General features: G+C 42.5%; 18 protein-coding genes. All 18 read left to right on the top strand.

Features of this window, described 5'->3' with window-relative positions; genetic code table 11:
• Positions 1-19 precede the first annotated feature (19 nt).
• The 18 genes from rimP (at position 20) to dapG (ending at position 16,169) form a co-directional block, all read left to right on the top strand.
• Complete coding sequence (rimP, locus tag HNQ82_RS02790) at positions 20-490, top strand: ribosome maturation factor RimP (RefSeq protein WP_183246992.1); 471 nt, start codon at positions 20-22, stop codon at positions 488-490.
• 27 nt (positions 491-517) lie between these two features.
• The gene (nusA, locus tag HNQ82_RS02785; RefSeq protein WP_006322329.1) at positions 518-1,621 is read left to right on the top strand and encodes a transcription termination factor NusA; all 1,104 of its coding nucleotides are present in this window, start codon (positions 518-520) and stop codon (positions 1,619-1,621) included.
• Position 1,622: 1 nt separating this feature from the next.
• Positions 1,623-1,907, top strand: a complete 285-nt coding sequence (gene rnpM / locus HNQ82_RS02780; RefSeq protein ID WP_009732926.1) for an RNase P modulator RnpM — start codon at positions 1,623-1,625, stop codon at positions 1,905-1,907.
• Entirely contained in the window at positions 1,897-2,196 is a 300-nt protein-coding gene (locus HNQ82_RS02775; protein ID WP_183246990.1) for a YlxQ family RNA-binding protein, read from the top strand. Before rnpM ends, HNQ82_RS02775 begins: the two co-directional genes overlap by 11 nt.
• An 18-nt stretch (positions 2,197-2,214) precedes the next feature.
• Positions 2,215-4,398 carry a translation initiation factor IF-2 gene (infB, locus tag HNQ82_RS02770; protein ID WP_183246988.1) on the top strand — a complete coding sequence of 728 codons (2,184 nt, stop codon included), beginning with the start codon at positions 2,215-2,217 and terminating at the stop codon, positions 4,396-4,398.
• Positions 4,395-4,673, top strand: coding sequence for a DUF503 domain-containing protein (locus tag HNQ82_RS02765; RefSeq protein WP_032099683.1), 279 nt, complete (start codon positions 4,395-4,397; stop codon positions 4,671-4,673). Before infB ends, HNQ82_RS02765 begins: the two co-directional genes overlap by 4 nt.
• Positions 4,674-4,687: 14 nt before the next feature.
• Positions 4,688-5,047, top strand: coding sequence for a 30S ribosome-binding factor RbfA (gene rbfA, locus HNQ82_RS02760; protein WP_003394813.1), 360 nt, complete (start codon positions 4,688-4,690; stop codon positions 5,045-5,047).
• A 47-nt stretch (positions 5,048-5,094) separates the two neighbouring features.
• Positions 5,095-5,991, top strand: coding sequence for a tRNA pseudouridine(55) synthase TruB (gene truB, locus HNQ82_RS02755; protein ID WP_183246987.1), 897 nt, complete (start codon positions 5,095-5,097; stop codon positions 5,989-5,991).
• 9 nt (positions 5,992-6,000) lie between these two features.
• On the top strand, positions 6,001-6,972 hold the full coding sequence (gene ribF, locus HNQ82_RS02750; RefSeq protein ID WP_183246984.1) for a bifunctional riboflavin kinase/FAD synthetase: 972 nt from the start codon (positions 6,001-6,003) through the stop codon (positions 6,970-6,972).
• A gap of 82 nt (positions 6,973-7,054) precedes the next feature.
• The gene (gene rpsO / locus HNQ82_RS02745; RefSeq protein ID WP_003394805.1) at positions 7,055-7,324 is read left to right on the top strand and encodes a 30S ribosomal protein S15; all 270 of its coding nucleotides are present in this window, start codon (positions 7,055-7,057) and stop codon (positions 7,322-7,324) included.
• A 109-nt stretch (positions 7,325-7,433) separates the two neighbouring features.
• Positions 7,434-9,542: a polyribonucleotide nucleotidyltransferase gene (pnp, locus tag HNQ82_RS02740; RefSeq protein WP_183246982.1), complete on the top strand. Its 2,109-nt coding sequence runs from the start codon at positions 7,434-7,436 to the stop codon at positions 9,540-9,542.
• Positions 9,543-9,662: 120 nt separating this feature from the next.
• Positions 9,663-10,625, top strand: coding sequence for a polysaccharide deacetylase family protein (locus tag HNQ82_RS02735; RefSeq protein ID WP_183246980.1), 963 nt, complete (start codon positions 9,663-9,665; stop codon positions 10,623-10,625).
• Entirely contained in the window at positions 10,618-11,859 is a 1,242-nt protein-coding gene (locus HNQ82_RS02730; protein WP_183246977.1) for a M16 family metallopeptidase, read from the top strand. Before HNQ82_RS02735 ends, HNQ82_RS02730 begins: the two co-directional genes overlap by 8 nt.
• A gap of 59 nt (positions 11,860-11,918) precedes the next feature.
• A complete protein-coding gene (locus HNQ82_RS02725; protein WP_004891000.1) occupies positions 11,919-12,155 on the top strand; it encodes a YlmC/YmxH family sporulation protein in 237 nt (78 codons plus the stop codon).
• Between the two features lie 114 nt (positions 12,156-12,269).
• On the top strand, positions 12,270-13,172 hold the full coding sequence (dpaA, locus tag HNQ82_RS02720) for a dipicolinic acid synthetase subunit A (protein WP_246348845.1): 903 nt from the start codon (positions 12,270-12,272) through the stop codon (positions 13,170-13,172).
• Positions 13,169-13,762, top strand: coding sequence for a dipicolinate synthase subunit B (dpaB, locus tag HNQ82_RS02715; RefSeq protein WP_035047304.1), 594 nt, complete (start codon positions 13,169-13,171; stop codon positions 13,760-13,762). Before dpaA ends, dpaB begins: the two co-directional genes overlap by 4 nt.
• Positions 13,763-13,867: 105 nt before the next feature.
• The gene (gene asd, locus HNQ82_RS02710; protein WP_183246973.1) at positions 13,868-14,917 is read left to right on the top strand and encodes an aspartate-semialdehyde dehydrogenase; all 1,050 of its coding nucleotides are present in this window, start codon (positions 13,868-13,870) and stop codon (positions 14,915-14,917) included.
• A gap of 22 nt (positions 14,918-14,939) precedes the next feature.
• Entirely contained in the window at positions 14,940-16,169 is a 1,230-nt protein-coding gene (gene dapG / locus HNQ82_RS02705; protein ID WP_183246971.1) for an aspartate kinase, read from the top strand.
• The last annotated feature ends 4 nt before the right edge of the window (positions 16,170-16,173 follow it).

The raw sequence follows: 16,173 nt of genomic DNA, 5'->3' as shown, positions 1-16,173 counted from the left end.
TGCAGTTAGGAGGACCAATATGAAAAAAGTCACACACATCGTCGAGGAGCTCGTCACCCCGATTGTCACACATATGGGATTAGAACTTGTCGATATTGAATACGTGAAAGAGGGTAAAAATTGGTTTTTGCGTATTTTTATTGATTCACCAACGGGTGTTGATATCGATCAATGCGGTGTCGTAAGTGAACAGTTAAGTGAAAAACTCGATGAAATTGATCCTATACCGCACAATTACTTTTTAGAAGTATCATCACCAGGGGCAGAGCGTCCACTTAAAAAGGCGAAAGACTTCGAACGCGCCGTCGGAAAAAACGTTTACGTCAAAACGTATGAGCCAGTCGACGGTCAAAAAGAGTTTGAAGGATTGTTAACTGCATTTGATGGGCAAACCGTGACGGTAGAAGTGAAAGTGAAAACAAAGAAAAAAACAATCACGATTCCATATGAAAAAGTAGCTAGTGCACGGCTAGCTGTCATTTTTTCTTAATTCACATTAAAGGGGGACGACCGGTTCATGAATACAGAGTTGTTAGATGCTTTAACGGCGCTTGAGCGCGATAAAGGCATTAGTAAAGAAGTGTTAATTGAAGCGATAGAGGCGGCGATTGTGTCCGCTTATAAGCGCAACTTTAATCAAGCGCAAAACGTTCGTGTTGACTTTAATCAAGAAACGGGAACCATTCGCGTATTTGCTCGTAAAGAAGTCGTAGATGAGGTGTATGATTCACGTTTAGAAATTTCGCTTGACGAAGCGAAGCGAATCAACCCGAACTATCAAGTAGGAGATGTTGTTGAAATTGAAGTGACACCGAAAAATTTCGGACGCATCGCTGCCCAAACAGCGAAGCAAGTCGTCACGCAGCGCGTCCGCGAAGCAGAACGAGGCGTCATTTATGCTGAATTTGTCGATCGTGAAGAAGACATTATGACAGGCATTGTACAGCGGACAGACTCAAAATTTATTTACGTCAGTCTTGGTAAAATTGAAGCGTTGCTTCCGGTCAGCGAACAAATGCCGAATGAGACATATAAACCACATGATCGCATTAAAGTGTACATTACAAAGGTAGAAAAAACGACAAAAGGGCCACAAATTTACGTATCGCGCACGCATCCAGGGCTATTAAAACGATTGTTTGAATTAGAAGTGCCGGAAATTTATGACGGGACAGTCGAAATTAAGTCCGTTGCGCGCGAAGCGGGAGATCGCTCAAAAATCTCTGTTCATTCTGATAATCCAGAGGTCGATCCGGTTGGTGCATGCGTTGGACCAAAAGGGCAACGAGTACAAGCGATTGTAAACGAGCTAAAAGGCGAAAAAATCGATATCGTTCGTTGGTCTGCGGATCCGGTCGAATTTGTAGCCAATGCGTTAAGTCCATCTAAAGTGCTTGACGTCATCGTTAACGAAGAAGAAAAAGCGACAACGGTCATTGTACCGGATTATCAACTATCGCTTGCTATTGGAAAACGTGGGCAAAATGCTCGTTTAGCGGCGAAATTAACGAATTGGAAAATTGATATCAAAAGTCAATCTGAAGCGGAGCAACTAGGTATTTACCCTCGTTCTTCATCATCGTTCCAAGTTGACGAAGAGGAGATTAGTGAGGTGGAGTAATATGCCAAAAAAAATCCCGATGCGCAAATGTGTTGTTACAGGGGAAATGAAGCCAAAGAAAGAGCTTATTCGCATTGTTCGTTCGAAAGAAGGAGATGTGTCGATTGACCCGACGGGAAAAAAAGCAGGGCGTGGTGCGTACATCACGTTAAGTAAAGAATGTATTTTACTTGCCAAAAAGAAAAATACGCTTGCGCATCATTTAAAAGCGACCATTGACGATTCCATTTACGAACAGTTATTGCAGCTTGCTGAGAAGGAGAACGGAGAAACAAATGAATCATAAACCGTGGGCTTCTTTTCTCGGACTAGCGAATCGGGCGCGCAAAGTCATTTCGGGAGAAGAGCTTGTTGTAAAAGAAATTCAGCGTAAACGCGCGAAGCTTGTCATTTTATCGGAAGATGCGTCAGAAAACACGAGAAAAAAAATTTCCGATAAATGTTCGTTTTATCGCGTTCCGCTTTATTACGTGGACAATCGTCATGAATTAGGTGGGGCGATTGGAAAAGGAGCACGTGTTGTTGTAGCGATTACGGATGAAGGATTCGCACAAAAGTTGAAAACGATGCTCTAACATTTTGGGGGTGAATGTATGTCAAAAATGCGTGTATACGAGTATGCCAAAAAACATAATGTGTCAAGTAAAGACGTAATCCATAAACTAAAAGAAATGAACATCGATGTATCAAACCATATGACAATGATTGAAGCAGATGTTGTTGAGCAATTAGATCGTTCATTTAAAAACGGGCAAAAACAAGAACAAAAACAAGAAGCGAAAAAAGAAGAAAAGAAGGCACCAGTCAAAAAGCCTGTTTTAGAACAGTTTGAAGAAGATGAAGATGAAGTCATTCAAACGAAAGTGCCGATTAAAAAAGCAGTAGTAAAAAATCGCGAAGGGAAAAAACACGACTTGCAAATTCAACAAAAAGAAAAGAAAATTTTCAATAACAAAAAAAATAAAAAACAAAAACCTCAGCAAGCTCCACAACAAGACGTGCAAAAGAAAAAGGAAAAAGAGCTTCCGAAAAAAATTACATTTGAAGGTTCATTAACGGTTGCTGAACTAGCGAAAAAACTAGGTAAAGAGCCTTCTGAAATTATTAAAAAGCTATTTATGCTCGGCATTATCGCAACGATTAACAAAGATTTAGACAAAGATGCGATCGAGTTAATTTGCTCAGATTACGGTGTCGAAGTGGAAGAGAAAGTAACGATCGATGAAACAGAATTTGAGACAATTGAAATTGTCGATAATCCGGAAGATTTAGTCGAACGTCCGCCTGTCGTCACGATTATGGGACACGTTGACCACGGAAAAACAACGTTGCTTGACTCAATTCGTCACACGAAAGTAACGGAACAAGAGGCGGGCGGCATTACGCAACATATCGGTGCATATCAAGTCGTTGTTAACGGCAAAAAAATTACGTTTTTAGATACGCCTGGTCACGAAGCGTTCACAACGATGCGTGCACGCGGAGCGCAAGTGACAGACATCGTCATTCTTGTTGTCGCAGCAGATGACGGAGTGATGCCACAAACAGTTGAAGCGATTAACCATGCGAAAGCCGCAAAAGTTCCAATCATCGTCGCAGTCAATAAAATCGACAAGCCAACGGCAAACCCAGACCGCGTCATGCAAGAATTAATGGAGTACGAACTCGTTCCAGAAGAATGGGGCGGAGATACAATTTATTGTAAATTATCAGCGTTAACAGGAGAAGGAATTGACAACTTACTTGAAATGATTTTGCTTGTTAGCGAAATGGAAGAATTAAAAGCAAATCCAAATCGCCGTGCGACAGGAACGGTCATTGAAGCAAAATTAGATAAAGGTCGCGGACCAGTTGCTACCCTTCTCGTTCAATCTGGTACGTTGCGCGTCGGTGACCCGATTGTTGTCGGCTATACGTATGGACGCGTGCGGGCGATGACAAATGATCTCGGTCGTCGTGTGAAGGAAGCAGGTCCATCGACACCTGTCGAAATTACCGGATTAAACGAAGTACCGCAAGCGGGCGATCGCTTTATGGTATTTGAAGATGAGAAAAAAGCGCGTCAAATTGGTGAAGCGCGCGCGCAAAAACAAATTGTGCAACAACGGAGCGTCAAAGCGCGCGTAAGCCTAGATGACTTGTTTGAAAAAATTAAGCAAGGCGAAATGAAAGAATTAAACATCATCGTCAAAGCGGATGTACAAGGCTCCGTGGAAGCGCTCGTTGCGGCGTTGCAAAAAATTGAAGTAGAAGGTGTGCGCGTCAAAATTATTCACTCTGGTGTTGGAGCAGTGACGGAATACGACATTATGCTTGCATCTGCATCGAACGCGATTGTTATCGGCTTTAACGTTCGTCCGGATGCGAATGCTAAACGCGTTGCAGAAGCAGAAAAAGTAGACATTCGTCTCCACCGTATCATTTACAAAGTTATCGAAGAAATTGAAGCAGCGATGAAAGGTATGCTTGACCCAGAGTACGAAGAGAAAGTGATCGGTCAAGCAGAAGTTCGTCAAACGTTTAAAGTATCGAAAGTCGGCACAATTGCAGGATGCTATGTGACAGATGGAAAAATTACGCGTGATAGTAGCGTTCGCCTTATTCGTCAAGGCATCGTTGTTTATGAAGGACAAATCGATACATTAAAACGTTACAAAGACGATGTGAAAGAAGTGGCACAAGGATACGAGTGTGGTATAACGATTAAAAACTTTAATGATATTAAAGAAGGCGACATTATTGAAGCATATGTCATGCAAGAAGTGGCACGAAAATGATCGGGTACGTCGAATGTGAATGTATCATTTACGACGTTCAATCATTGAAACAAAAGCGAGCCGTGTTGCAACGCATTGTCACACGGCTCAAACAAAAATATAATATATCCGTAGCCGAAGTAGATTATCAAAACGTATGGCAACGAACGAAGCTTGGAATTGTAGCTATTACAGCTGAGCGGACAGCGACAGAACAAGAACTTCAACGTGCGTTGCAATTGATCGATTCGTTTCCAGAAATCGAGCGAACGGTTACAACATTTGAGTGGTTTTAATCGAGGTGATGATGATGAGTTTGCGAGCCACACGTGTAGGCGAACAAATGAAGAAAGAATTAAGTGATATTATCGGACGCAAACTGAAAGATCCACGTATCGGTTTCGTTACTGTAACGGATGTTCGAGTAACGGGCGATTTACAACAAGCAAAAGTGTATATTTCTGTTCTTGGAGATGAAGAACAAAAGAAAAATACGCTCAAAGGATTAGCAAAAGCAACGGGATTTATCCGTTCAGAAATTGGTCAGCGTATTCGTTTACGCAAGACGCCGGAAATTTACTTTGAAATTGATGAAACAATCGATTACGGACAACGCATTGAAAGTTTAATTAAACAAATTTCCGAAGAAAAAGAACATAAAGAAGAATAATGGATAGACATGGGTCTATCCATTTCCGCTATTTTAGAGGTGAAGTGATGGACGGAGTGTTATTGTTACATAAACCTGCTGGCATGACGTCGCACGATTGTGTCATGCGTATTCGTAAACTATTCCAAACGAAAAAAGTTGGTCATACAGGAACGCTCGATCCCGACGTATGCGGCGTATTGCCGATTTGTATCGGCAAAGCGACGAAAATTGTTGAACTATTAACAGCAGAGAAAAAAACGTATGAAGGGGAAGTGATGCTAGGAATAGCAACAACAACAGAAGATGCATCGGGTGATGTTGTTTCAATAAAATCGGTGGAGCGGCCGATCGCTCGTCATGAAATTGAACATGTATTTGATAAACTGACGGGGGAAATTGAACAAATCCCTCCGATGTATTCTGCAGTAAAAGTAAATGGGAAAAAATTATATGAGTACGCACGTGCAGGGATTGACGTTGAACGACCGAAACGAAACGTCTATATTTACGAGTTGCAACTCCTCGATCACAGACAAGTATTTGCAGGTGAGCGTATATCGTTTCGTTTTCGAGTGACGTGTAGTAAAGGGACATATGTGCGCACGCTTGCCGTTCAAATAGGCGAACAGCTTGGATATCCAGCACATATGTCCCATCTCGTTCGCACAGCGTCTGGATCGTTTACGCTTGATCAATGCGTGACGTTTGCGGATATTGAACAACATATAGAAAATGGTACAGCGCATACTTTGCTTTTGCCGATTGACCGAGCGTTAGCCCATTTGCCGACATACGTACTGAGCGATGAGGAAGAGAAAAAAGTAAAAAACGGGTCGGTTTTACCCGCCCTCTCTTCTATGCCTGCACATTTATTGATGATAAACAAGCAAGGCGAAGCGTTAGCGATTTACATGCCTCACCCGACAAAGCAAAGCTATATGAAACCTTTAAAAATATTGTAGGTGAAAACGATGAAAACGATTTGGCTGTCCCATCCGTTAAATCAAAAAAACGATGATCCGCTTGTCATGGCACTCGGGTATTTTGACGGTGTTCATCTTGGACATCAAAAAGTTATTCAGACGGCGAAGCGAATTGCCGACGATCATCAATACAAAAGTGCGGTCATGACGTTTCATCCACATCCGTCTGTCGTGCTTGGACGCTCACAGCAACATGTTCGTTTTATTACACCTTTAAAAGAAAAAGAAAACCAAATTGCAAAACTTGGGGTAGATTATTTATATATCGTTCAATTTACGCCTGAATTTGCTCATTTATTACCGCAACAATTTGTTGACGAATACATTATTGGGCTTGGTGTCAAACATGTGGTAGCTGGATTTGACTTTACGTACGGCCGTTTAGGGAAAGGAACGATGGAAACATTGCCGTTTCATTCCCGTGAACAATTTACGCAAACGGTCATTCCAAAACAGACGTTTGGTGAAGAAAAAATTAGTTCGACATATATTCGTCAATGTTTAGCTAAAGGGGACGTGGAACAGCTTCCATATTTGCTTGGGCGATTATATGAAGTGACAGGCACAGTAGTTCATGGGGATAAACGTGGGCGTACAATCGGATTTTCAACGGCAAATGTTGCGCTTGACGATGATTACATCATTCCGCGTATCGGGGTATATGCAGTAACGGTTACAATCAATGATCAAATGTGGACGGGAGTATGTAATGTTGGATATAAGCCGACATTTCATACGGAACAGCCGAAAGAGCCAACGATTGAAGTGCATTTATTCGATTTTTCAGCAAACATTTACGGTACGAGCGTATCGATCCAATGGCATAAACGATTGCGTGACGAACGGGCGTTTTCTTCTGTTCACGAGCTGATCGAACAAATTCACCGTGATGTTCGAGCGGCACGCGAATATTTTCAAAATCCCCTTGCATTTTATCGGAAAAACATGTATTCTATTTAATGTATGTTAACCATTGCTGGGCAATACGAGTCACCGCCGTTTGCTCGGTAATTGGGGCTGAAAAAAGAGGAGGTGAACAAGGATGGCATTAACACAAGAGCGTAAAAACGAGATCATCAACCAGTTCAAAATTCACGAAACTGACACAGGTTCTCCTGAAGTACAAGTTGCTATCCTTACAGAGCAAATTAACAACTTGAACGAACATTTACGCGTTCATCGCAAAGACCATCATTCTCGTCGCGGTCTTTTGAAAATGGTTGGTCGTCGTCGTAACTTACTTACGTACTTACGAAACAAAGATATCAACCGTTATCGTGAATTGATTAACAAACTCGGATTACGCCGATAAGTAAAAAGCGGGAGCATTCCCGCTTTTTATTAGTATTTGCACCGATATTTGATTATACTAAAACAAATACGATTTTTCATTTGTACATAGAGAGGGGTACTCGGTTTATATGGAACAAGAAAAACATGTGTTTTCGATCGACTGGGCGGGTCGGCCGTTAACCGTTGAAATTGGCGAATTAGCCAAACAAGCAAACGGCGCTGTATTAGTTCGCTACGGTGATACGGTCGTATTGAGCACAGCGACAGCGTCGAAAGAACCAAAAAGCGTGGATTTTTTCCCGTTAACAGTTAACTATGAAGAACGTTTATACGCTGTCGGTAAAATTCCAGGGGGATTTATTAAACGAGAAGGGCGTCCGAGCGAAAAAGCGATTTTAGCGAGCCGTCTCATCGATCGTCCGATTCGGCCACTATTTGCGGAAGGATTTCGTAACGAAGTGCAAGTTGTTAGCATGGTGATGAGCGTTGATCAAGACTGCTCACCAGAAATGGCAGCCATGTTTGGTTCTTCGTTAGCGTTAACGATTTCTGATATTCCTTTTGAAGGACCGATTGCAGGAGTGACAGTTGGTCGTGTCAATGGGGAGTTTGTCATTAACCCATCTGTCGCACAAATGGAACAAAGCGATATGCATCTTGTTGTTGCAGGGACAAAAGATGCGATTAACATGGTTGAAGCAGGAGCAAACGAAGTACCAGAGGAAGTCATGCTTGAAGCGATCATGTTTGGACATGAAGAAATTAAGCGGCTCATCGCCTTCCAAGAAGACATCGCGGAAAAAGTGGGCAAAGAAAAAATGGAAGTTGTCCTCTATGAACTTGACCCTCAGCTAGAAGCACATATTCGCGCTCGTGTCGAAGGCGAAGTGAAACGTGCAGTTCAAGTGCCTGAAAAATTAGCCCGTGAAGCAGCGATTGAACAATTAAAAGCGGAAGTTGTTGCTTCATATGAAGACCAAGAAGCAGACGAAGAAACGATTAAGCAAGTAAAAGAAATTTTATATAAACTTGTGAAAGAAGAAGTGCGTCGCTTAATTACAGAAGAAAAAGTACGCCCAGACGGACGAAAAGTCGATGAAATTCGCCCGCTTTCGTCAGCTGTTGGACTTTTACCACGCACGCACGGATCCGGCTTGTTTACACGCGGTCAAACGCAAGCGCTTAGCGTATGTACGCTTGGAGCACTTGGCGATGTGCAAATTTTAGATGGGCTTGGCATTGAAGAAACGAAACGGTTTATGCATCACTACAACTTCCCGCCATTCTCCGTTGGGGAAACAGGAGCAATGCGTGGACCAGGTCGTCGGGAAATTGGGCATGGAGCGCTTGGTGAGCGCGCGCTTGAACCGGTCATTCCGTCTGAAAAAGAGTTTCCATATACGATTCGTCTTGTATCTGAAGTGTTAGAGTCAAACGGTTCAACGTCTCAAGCGAGCATTTGTGCGAGCACGCTTGCTATGATGGATGCGGGAGTGCCAATTAAAGCACCGGTTGCTGGTATTGCGATGGGACTTGTGAAAAGTGGCGAACATTATACGATTTTAACGGACATTCAAGGCATGGAAGACCACCTTGGTGACATGGACTTTAAAGTGGCCGGTACGGAAAAAGGGGTTACCGCCTTGCAGATGGATATTAAAATTAAAGGATTGTCGCGTGAAATTTTAGAAGAAGCGTTGCAACAAGCGCGCAAAGGTCGCCTGGAAATTTTAAAACATATGATGCAAACGATTAGCGAACCGCGTAAAGAGTTGTCACCATATGCACCAAAAATTTTAACGATGCAAATTAATCCTGATAAAATTCGTGACGTCATCGGTCCAAGTGGAAAGCAAATTAACAAAATTATTGAAGAAACTGGCGTGAAAATTGATATTGAACAAGATGGAACCATTTTCATCTCATCAGTAAATGAAGAAATGAACAAAAAAGCGAAAAAGATTATAGAAGATATCGTTCGTGAAGTGGAAGTTGGACAAGTGTATTTAGGAAAAGTTAAGCGGATTGAAAAATTCGGGGCATTTGTCGAATTGTTTAGCGGAAAAGACGGTCTCGTGCACATTTCAGAATTAGCGGAGGAACGCGTCGGAAAAGTAGAAGATGTCGTTTCGATCGGTGATGAAATTTTAGTAAAGGTAACAGAAATCGATAAACAAGGCCGTGTCAACTTATCACGCAAGGCCGTGTTACGCGATCAAAAAGAAGCCGAGCAATAAAACCGGAGCCTTGGGTTCGCATCCCCTTGGCTTCTTTGCTGTGTGTAAAATTTTTGTGCGCTCGTTCTACCTTGTCCCTCTTACTCATACCCTTTTTATTAGAAAAGGAGGGGACGAAGCGTGCGGCGAGCGTTTTTTTTAACGATCATCATATGTGTGTCGGCCATAATTGTACAAAATCCTTGGACGACAACGTACATCCATGATTTACGGCATATGACGGTGGCAAAACAAGGTGATCCGTTATATATTCAAGTTATCGAACAGGCAAAACAATATAACATTCCTGCGCAAAATGCGAAAGTCGATCGTGTATGGAAAGCAATCCCTGGCTACAACGGATTAGAAGTAGATATTGAGGCATCATATAAGCAAATGAAACAAAATGGAACATTTTCTGAACAGCAGCTTGTATATAAACAAGTATCGCCGTCTATTCATTTGTCGGATTTACCTCCATCACCTATTTATCGGGGGCATCCAGATAAACCGATGGTCTCTTTTCTAATTAACGTTGCTTGGGGAAGCGAACATATCCCGAGCATGTTACATAATCTTGAAAAATACAACGTACGTGCCACGTTTTTTTTAGAAGGGCGTTGGGTAAAAGAAAACCCACAACTAGCAAAAATGATTGCTGATGCTGGTCATGAAATTGGCAATCATTCGTACAACCATCCAGATATGAAAACGATGAGTAAACAAGCGATTCGGGAACAAATCGTCAAAACGAACGATGCAATTGAAGCGGCAACAGGCATCAAGCCACGTTTATTCGCTCCGCCAAGCGGTAGCTATCGAGATGATGTTGTATATATCGCCCATGAGCTTGGGATGTATACGATTTTGTGGACGGTCGATACAATTGATTGGCAAAAACCAGCGCCTTCTGTTATAGTGGAACGAGTAACATCAAAAGTGCATAACGGAGCGATGATTTTAATGCATCCGACTGTATCAACGGTAAAGGCGTTAGAGCCGTTAATTCAATCATTACAAAAAAAAGAATACGCCATTGACAATGTGTCTACATTATTAAGTGAGGAAAGAATTGTAAAAAGTAGGAGGAAGGGACTTGATTAAAACATATACGTGTCAAAACGGGGTAAGAGTTGTACTCGAGCATATTCCAACTGTTCGCTCTGTGGCGATCGGAATTTGGATCGGCACAGGATCACGCAATGAAAACGAAAAAAACAATGGCATTTCGCATTTTCTTGAACATATGTTTTTCAAAGGAACGAAAACGCGTTCAGCTCGTGATATTGCGGAATCGTTTGATCGCATCGGCGGTCAAGTAAATGCGTTTACGTCAAAAGAATATACGTGCTACTATGCTAAAGTATTAGATACACATGCATCATTTGCTTTAGATATACTAGCCGATATGTTTTTCCACTCTACGTTTGTAGATGAAGAGTTACAAAAAGAAAAAAATGTCGTATTCGAAGAAATTAAAATGTATGAAGATACGCCAGATGATCTCGTCCATGACTTATTAAGCAAGGCAAGTTACGGAAATCATCCGCTCGGTTATCCGATTTTAGGAACGGAGCAAACGTTAGCAACGTTTACGGGGGATACGTTACGACAATATATGCATGAATCGTATACGCCCGATCGTGTTGTCATTTCAATCGCAGGAAATGTCGATGAGTCGTTCATTCAACAAGTCGAAGCTTACTTCGGCTCATTTACGAGACAAAAAGGTAACGATGCGCATATCGCACCAACGTTTTACCCGCATAAAATCGCGCGTAAAAAAGAGACAGAACAAGCGCACGTATGCATTGGATTTAATGGATTGCCAATTGGGCATGAAGATATTTATAGTTTAATTATTTTAAACAACATTTTAGGTGGAAGTATGAGTAGCCGTCTTTTCCAAGAAGTGCGTGAGCAACGTGGATTAGCTTATTCTGTTTTTTCTTACCATTCCGCCTATCGCGACGGAGGAATGATCACGATTTATGGGGGGACAGGAAGCCACCAGCTTGATCTTTTATTCGATACGATTCAACAAACGATTGAACAACTAAAACAAGATGGCATTACGGAAAAAGAGCTAGAAAATAGCAAAGAGCAAATGAAAGGGAACTTAATGTTAAGTTTAGAAAGTACAAATAGTCGTATGAGCCGAAATGGAAAAAATGAGCTGTTGCTCGGTCGTCATCGCTCGCTTGATGAAATCATTGAAAGCATTGATCGCGTGACAAAAGAAAGCGTTGACCGCATGGCGCAAACGATTTTTACAGACGATTTCTCCGTTGCGCTCATTAGTCCGGAAGGAACATTACCAAAAAGCCTGCAACAATAAACTTGCAGGCATTTTTTTATGCTCTTTTTTCTACAATGATAAAGAAAGGGGGACGTCGTATGCGATTAAGTGAATTAAGCGGGAAAGAAATTGTCGATATGAAGCGAGCAGAGCGTCTCGGTATTCTAGGACAAACGGATTTAGAAATCAATGAGCGAACGGGTCAAATTCAAGCGCTTTTAATTCCGACAACAAAATGGTTCGGTTTTCGGAAAGATGGGACAGATATACGCGTGCCGTGGAGTCGTGTAAAAAAGATCGGCTCTGATATGATTTTAATTGATGTCGATGACTAGACACCTGAAGGGGTGTCTTTTTTCATTTTCCGCTCACCGTTTTATGACCGATATCATAAGATGTGAAAGTAACGATGGGCAAAAAACTAGATGTATAAGAGGGTGAATGAACTCATGCTGACAGGAATGCACGTTGCGATCATCGGTGGGGACGCTCGGCAGCTTGAAGTCATTCGGAAATTGATGGAACTTGACGCGAGATTGTCACTTGTTGGCTTCGATCAATTAGACCATGGCTTTGCTGGGGTAACGAAAATGAAAATTCACGAAGTCGATTTCCACGAAGTGGATGCTATCATTTTACCTGTTCACGGAACGAGTATGGATGGTGAAATTCAAACGGTATTTTCAAACGAAAAAATGACGTTTACAGAAGAATTACTCCGCCAGACCCCGATGCATTGTACCGTTTACTCAGGGATTACCAACGACTATTTAGATCGTGTCGTTAAGTCGGTCGGACGAAAACATGTTCAACTATTCGAACGGGATGATGTCGCTATTTATAACTCGATTCCTACGGCAGAAGGAACGATCATGATGGTCATTCAACATACAGATGTGACAATTCATGGATCACGCGTTGCTGTTTTAGGGTTAGGGCGTGTAGGTATGACCGTTGCCCGAACGTTTGCGGCTTTAGGAGCGAAAGTAAAAGTGGGAGCCCGCCGCTCCGAACATTTAGCGCGCATTGCAGAGATGGCGCTCGAACCGTTTCATTTAAACGATTTAGAACAACACGTGAAAGATATTGACGTTTGTATTAATACGATCCCACATCCCGTTGTAACCGCAAGCGTCATTGCGAAAATGCCTGCTCATACGCTCATCATCGATTTAGCGTCAAAACCGGGCGGAACGGATTTTCGATATGCGGAAAAACGCGGCATTCAAGCATTATTAGCTCCAGGGCTTCCTGGTATTGTCGCTCCGAAAACAGCGGGGCAAATTGTCGCGAACGTATTGGCACAACTTCTTTCAGCAGATTTGAAAAAAAGAAAGGAGAATAAAAAATGAACGTACAAGGAAAGCGTATTGGCTTCGGTTTAACGGGATCACATTGCACATATGATGCGGTGATGCCGGAAATTGAAAAATTAATTGCTAAAGGGGCAGACGTCATTCCGATCGTTTCCTATACCGTACAATCGACAAATACCCGATTTGGCAAAGGAGAAGAATGGGTGAAAAAACTTGAAGAGATGACAGGTCATCAAGTCATTGATACAATTGTAAAGGCGGAGCCGTTAGGACCGAAATTACCGCTTGATTGTATGGTCATTGCACCGTTAACCGGAAATTCGATGAGCAAATTAGCGAACGCAATGACAGATTCTCCTGTACTAATGGCTGCGAAAGCGACGATGCGCAACCATCGTCCCGTTGTGATCGGCATTTCGACAAACGACGCGCTCGGTTTAAATGGAGTGAATTTAATGCGATTGATGGCGGCAAAAAATATTTACTTCATTCCATTTGGGCAAGATGATCCATTTAAAAAACCAAATTCGATGGTGGCTCATATGCCTTTACTGCTCGATACAGTAGAAGCAGCGCTAGAAGGTCGGCAAATTCAGCCGGTCATCGTTGAATATCGTCGCTCATAAATAAACAGTTGCAAGAAAATTTATAAAAAACGTCTCTCCTTTATGAATGAATGTGCTAAAATAAATGATATTAAAATTGTCTATCAGTTGGAAGGAGAAGAAGAGATGGAGCAAAAAGGATTACATGTCGCCGTCGTTGGCGCGACAGGAGCTGTCGGACAGCAAATGATTCAAACGTTAGAAAAAAGAAACTTCCCCATTGCTAAATTATCTTTACTTTCATCAGAGCGTTCAGCTGGAAAAAAAGTCATGTTTAAAGGTGAAGAAATTGAAGTGCAAGCCGCAAAGCCAGAAAGCTTTGAAGGTGTGCATATCGCATTATTTAGTGCAGGAGGAGCGGTATCGAAGCAACTTGCTCCTGAAGCGGTAAAGCGAGGGGCAATTGTTGTTGATAATACGAGCGCATTTCGCATGGACGAAAACGTTCCGCTCGTCGTTCCAGAAGTCAATGAAAACGATTTACATTGGCATAACGGCATTATCGCGAATCCGAACTGCTCAACGATTCAAATGGTCGTTGCGCTTGAGCCGATTCGTCAAGCATTTGGATTAAAACGCGTGATCGTCTCGACATATCAAGCAGTGTCAGGAGCAGGAGCACAAGCGGTAGAAGAGTTAAAAACGCAAACGGCGCATATGTTAAATGGAGAAGAAGTGACACCAGAAATTTTACCGGTGAAATCGGATCGTAAACATTATCCGATTGCATTTAACGCCATTCCACAAATTGATAAGTTTCAAGATAATGGGTTTACATTTGAAGAAATGAAAATGATTAATGAAACGAAAAAAATTATGCATATGCCTGAGTTAGAAGTAGCAGCAACGTGCGTACGCATTCCGGTGATGGTAGGGCATTCAGAATCCGTTTACATTGAAGTAGAAAAAGAAGGAGTAACGGTCGAGCAAATTCAGTCGCTCCTAAAAGAAGCACCGGGCGTGGTCTTGCAAGACGATCCAAGCGAACAACTTTATCCAATGCCGTTGTATGCAACAGGACAAAATGACGTATTCGTTGGTCGTATTCGCAAAGATTTACATCGCGATACAGGGTTCCATTTATGGATCGTTTCTGATAACTTGTTAAAAGGAGCGGCATGGAACTCTGTTCAAATTGCTGAAAGTCTTTTAAAATTAGGGATTGTGAAAGCGTAAAATCAGCATCGAGGTGTTGACGTTGAAAATTATCGTTCAAAAGTTTGGCGGTACGTCTGTTCGTGATGAACACGGCCGAAATTTAGCGCGTAAACATATTGAAAAAGCGTTGGGAGACGGATATAAAGTTGTTGTCGTCGTTTCAGCGATGGGGCGAAAAGGAGATCCGTATGCAACGGATACGCTCCTTAGCCTCATTGACGGAGCCAATGCATATGTGACAAACCGTGAAAAAGATTTATTAATGGCGTGTGGGGAAATCATTTCAAGCGTCGTTTTTACAAACATGTTAAACAAACATGGGGTCAAAGCGACAGCCTTTACCGGAGCACAAGCGGGCTTTCGTACGAACAATGATCATACGAATGCAAAAATTATCGATATGCGTTGTGAGCGGTTGTTGCGTGCGCTAAAAGAGCATGATGTTGTCGTTGTCGCAGGTTTCCAAGGTGCTACTGAAAACGGAGATGTGACAACGATTGGACGCGGTGGGAGCGACACATCAGCAGCCGCACTCGGCGCTGCACTAGGTGCGGAATGGATTGACATTTTTACCGACGTCGAAGGTGTGATGACAGCAGACCCACGTATTGTAGAAAATGCACGACCACTTGATGTCGTGACATATACAGAAATTTGCAATATGGCATATCAAGGGGCAAAAGTCATTCATCCACGTGCGGTCGAAATTGCGATGCAAGCGAAAGTACCTCTGCGCATTCGTTCGACGTATTCTGATGCCCCAGGGACACTTGTCACATCGATTGGGAAAAAAGGAAGCGATGTGAAAGAGCGATTAGTGACAGGAATTGCTCACGTTTCAAACATTACGCAAATTAAAGTGCCAGCAAAAGAGGGACATTACGATTTACAAGCGGAAGTATTTAAAGCAATGGCGAACGAAGGAATTAGTGTCGACTTCATTAACATTTCACCGAACGGGGTCGTATATACCGTATCGAGCGAGGTGGCAGATCGCGCCATTGCGACGTTGCAAAAGCTTGGCTATGAACCAACTGTCACGCGCGGTTGCGCGAAAGTATCGACTGTTGGGGCAGGCATTGCCGGTGTTCCGGGGGTAACAGCGAAAATTGTTACTGCGTTATCCGAACGTGGCATTCAAATTTTACAATCAGCTGATAGCCATACAACCATTTGGGTACTGGTGAAAGAAGAACATTTAAAAGAAGCGGTGAATGCATTGCACGATGCATTTCAACTTGCCGAACAGAAACAATACGATTTTAGTTAGGAGT

The sequence above is a fragment of the Anoxybacillus tengchongensis genome, assembly GCF_014201585.1.
GTDB classification, from domain to species: domain Bacteria; phylum Bacillota; class Bacilli; order Bacillales; family Anoxybacillaceae; genus Anoxybacillus; species Anoxybacillus tengchongensis.
Note: the sequence above shows the minus strand (reverse complement) of the source record. Positions and strands in the feature narration are given on the sequence as shown.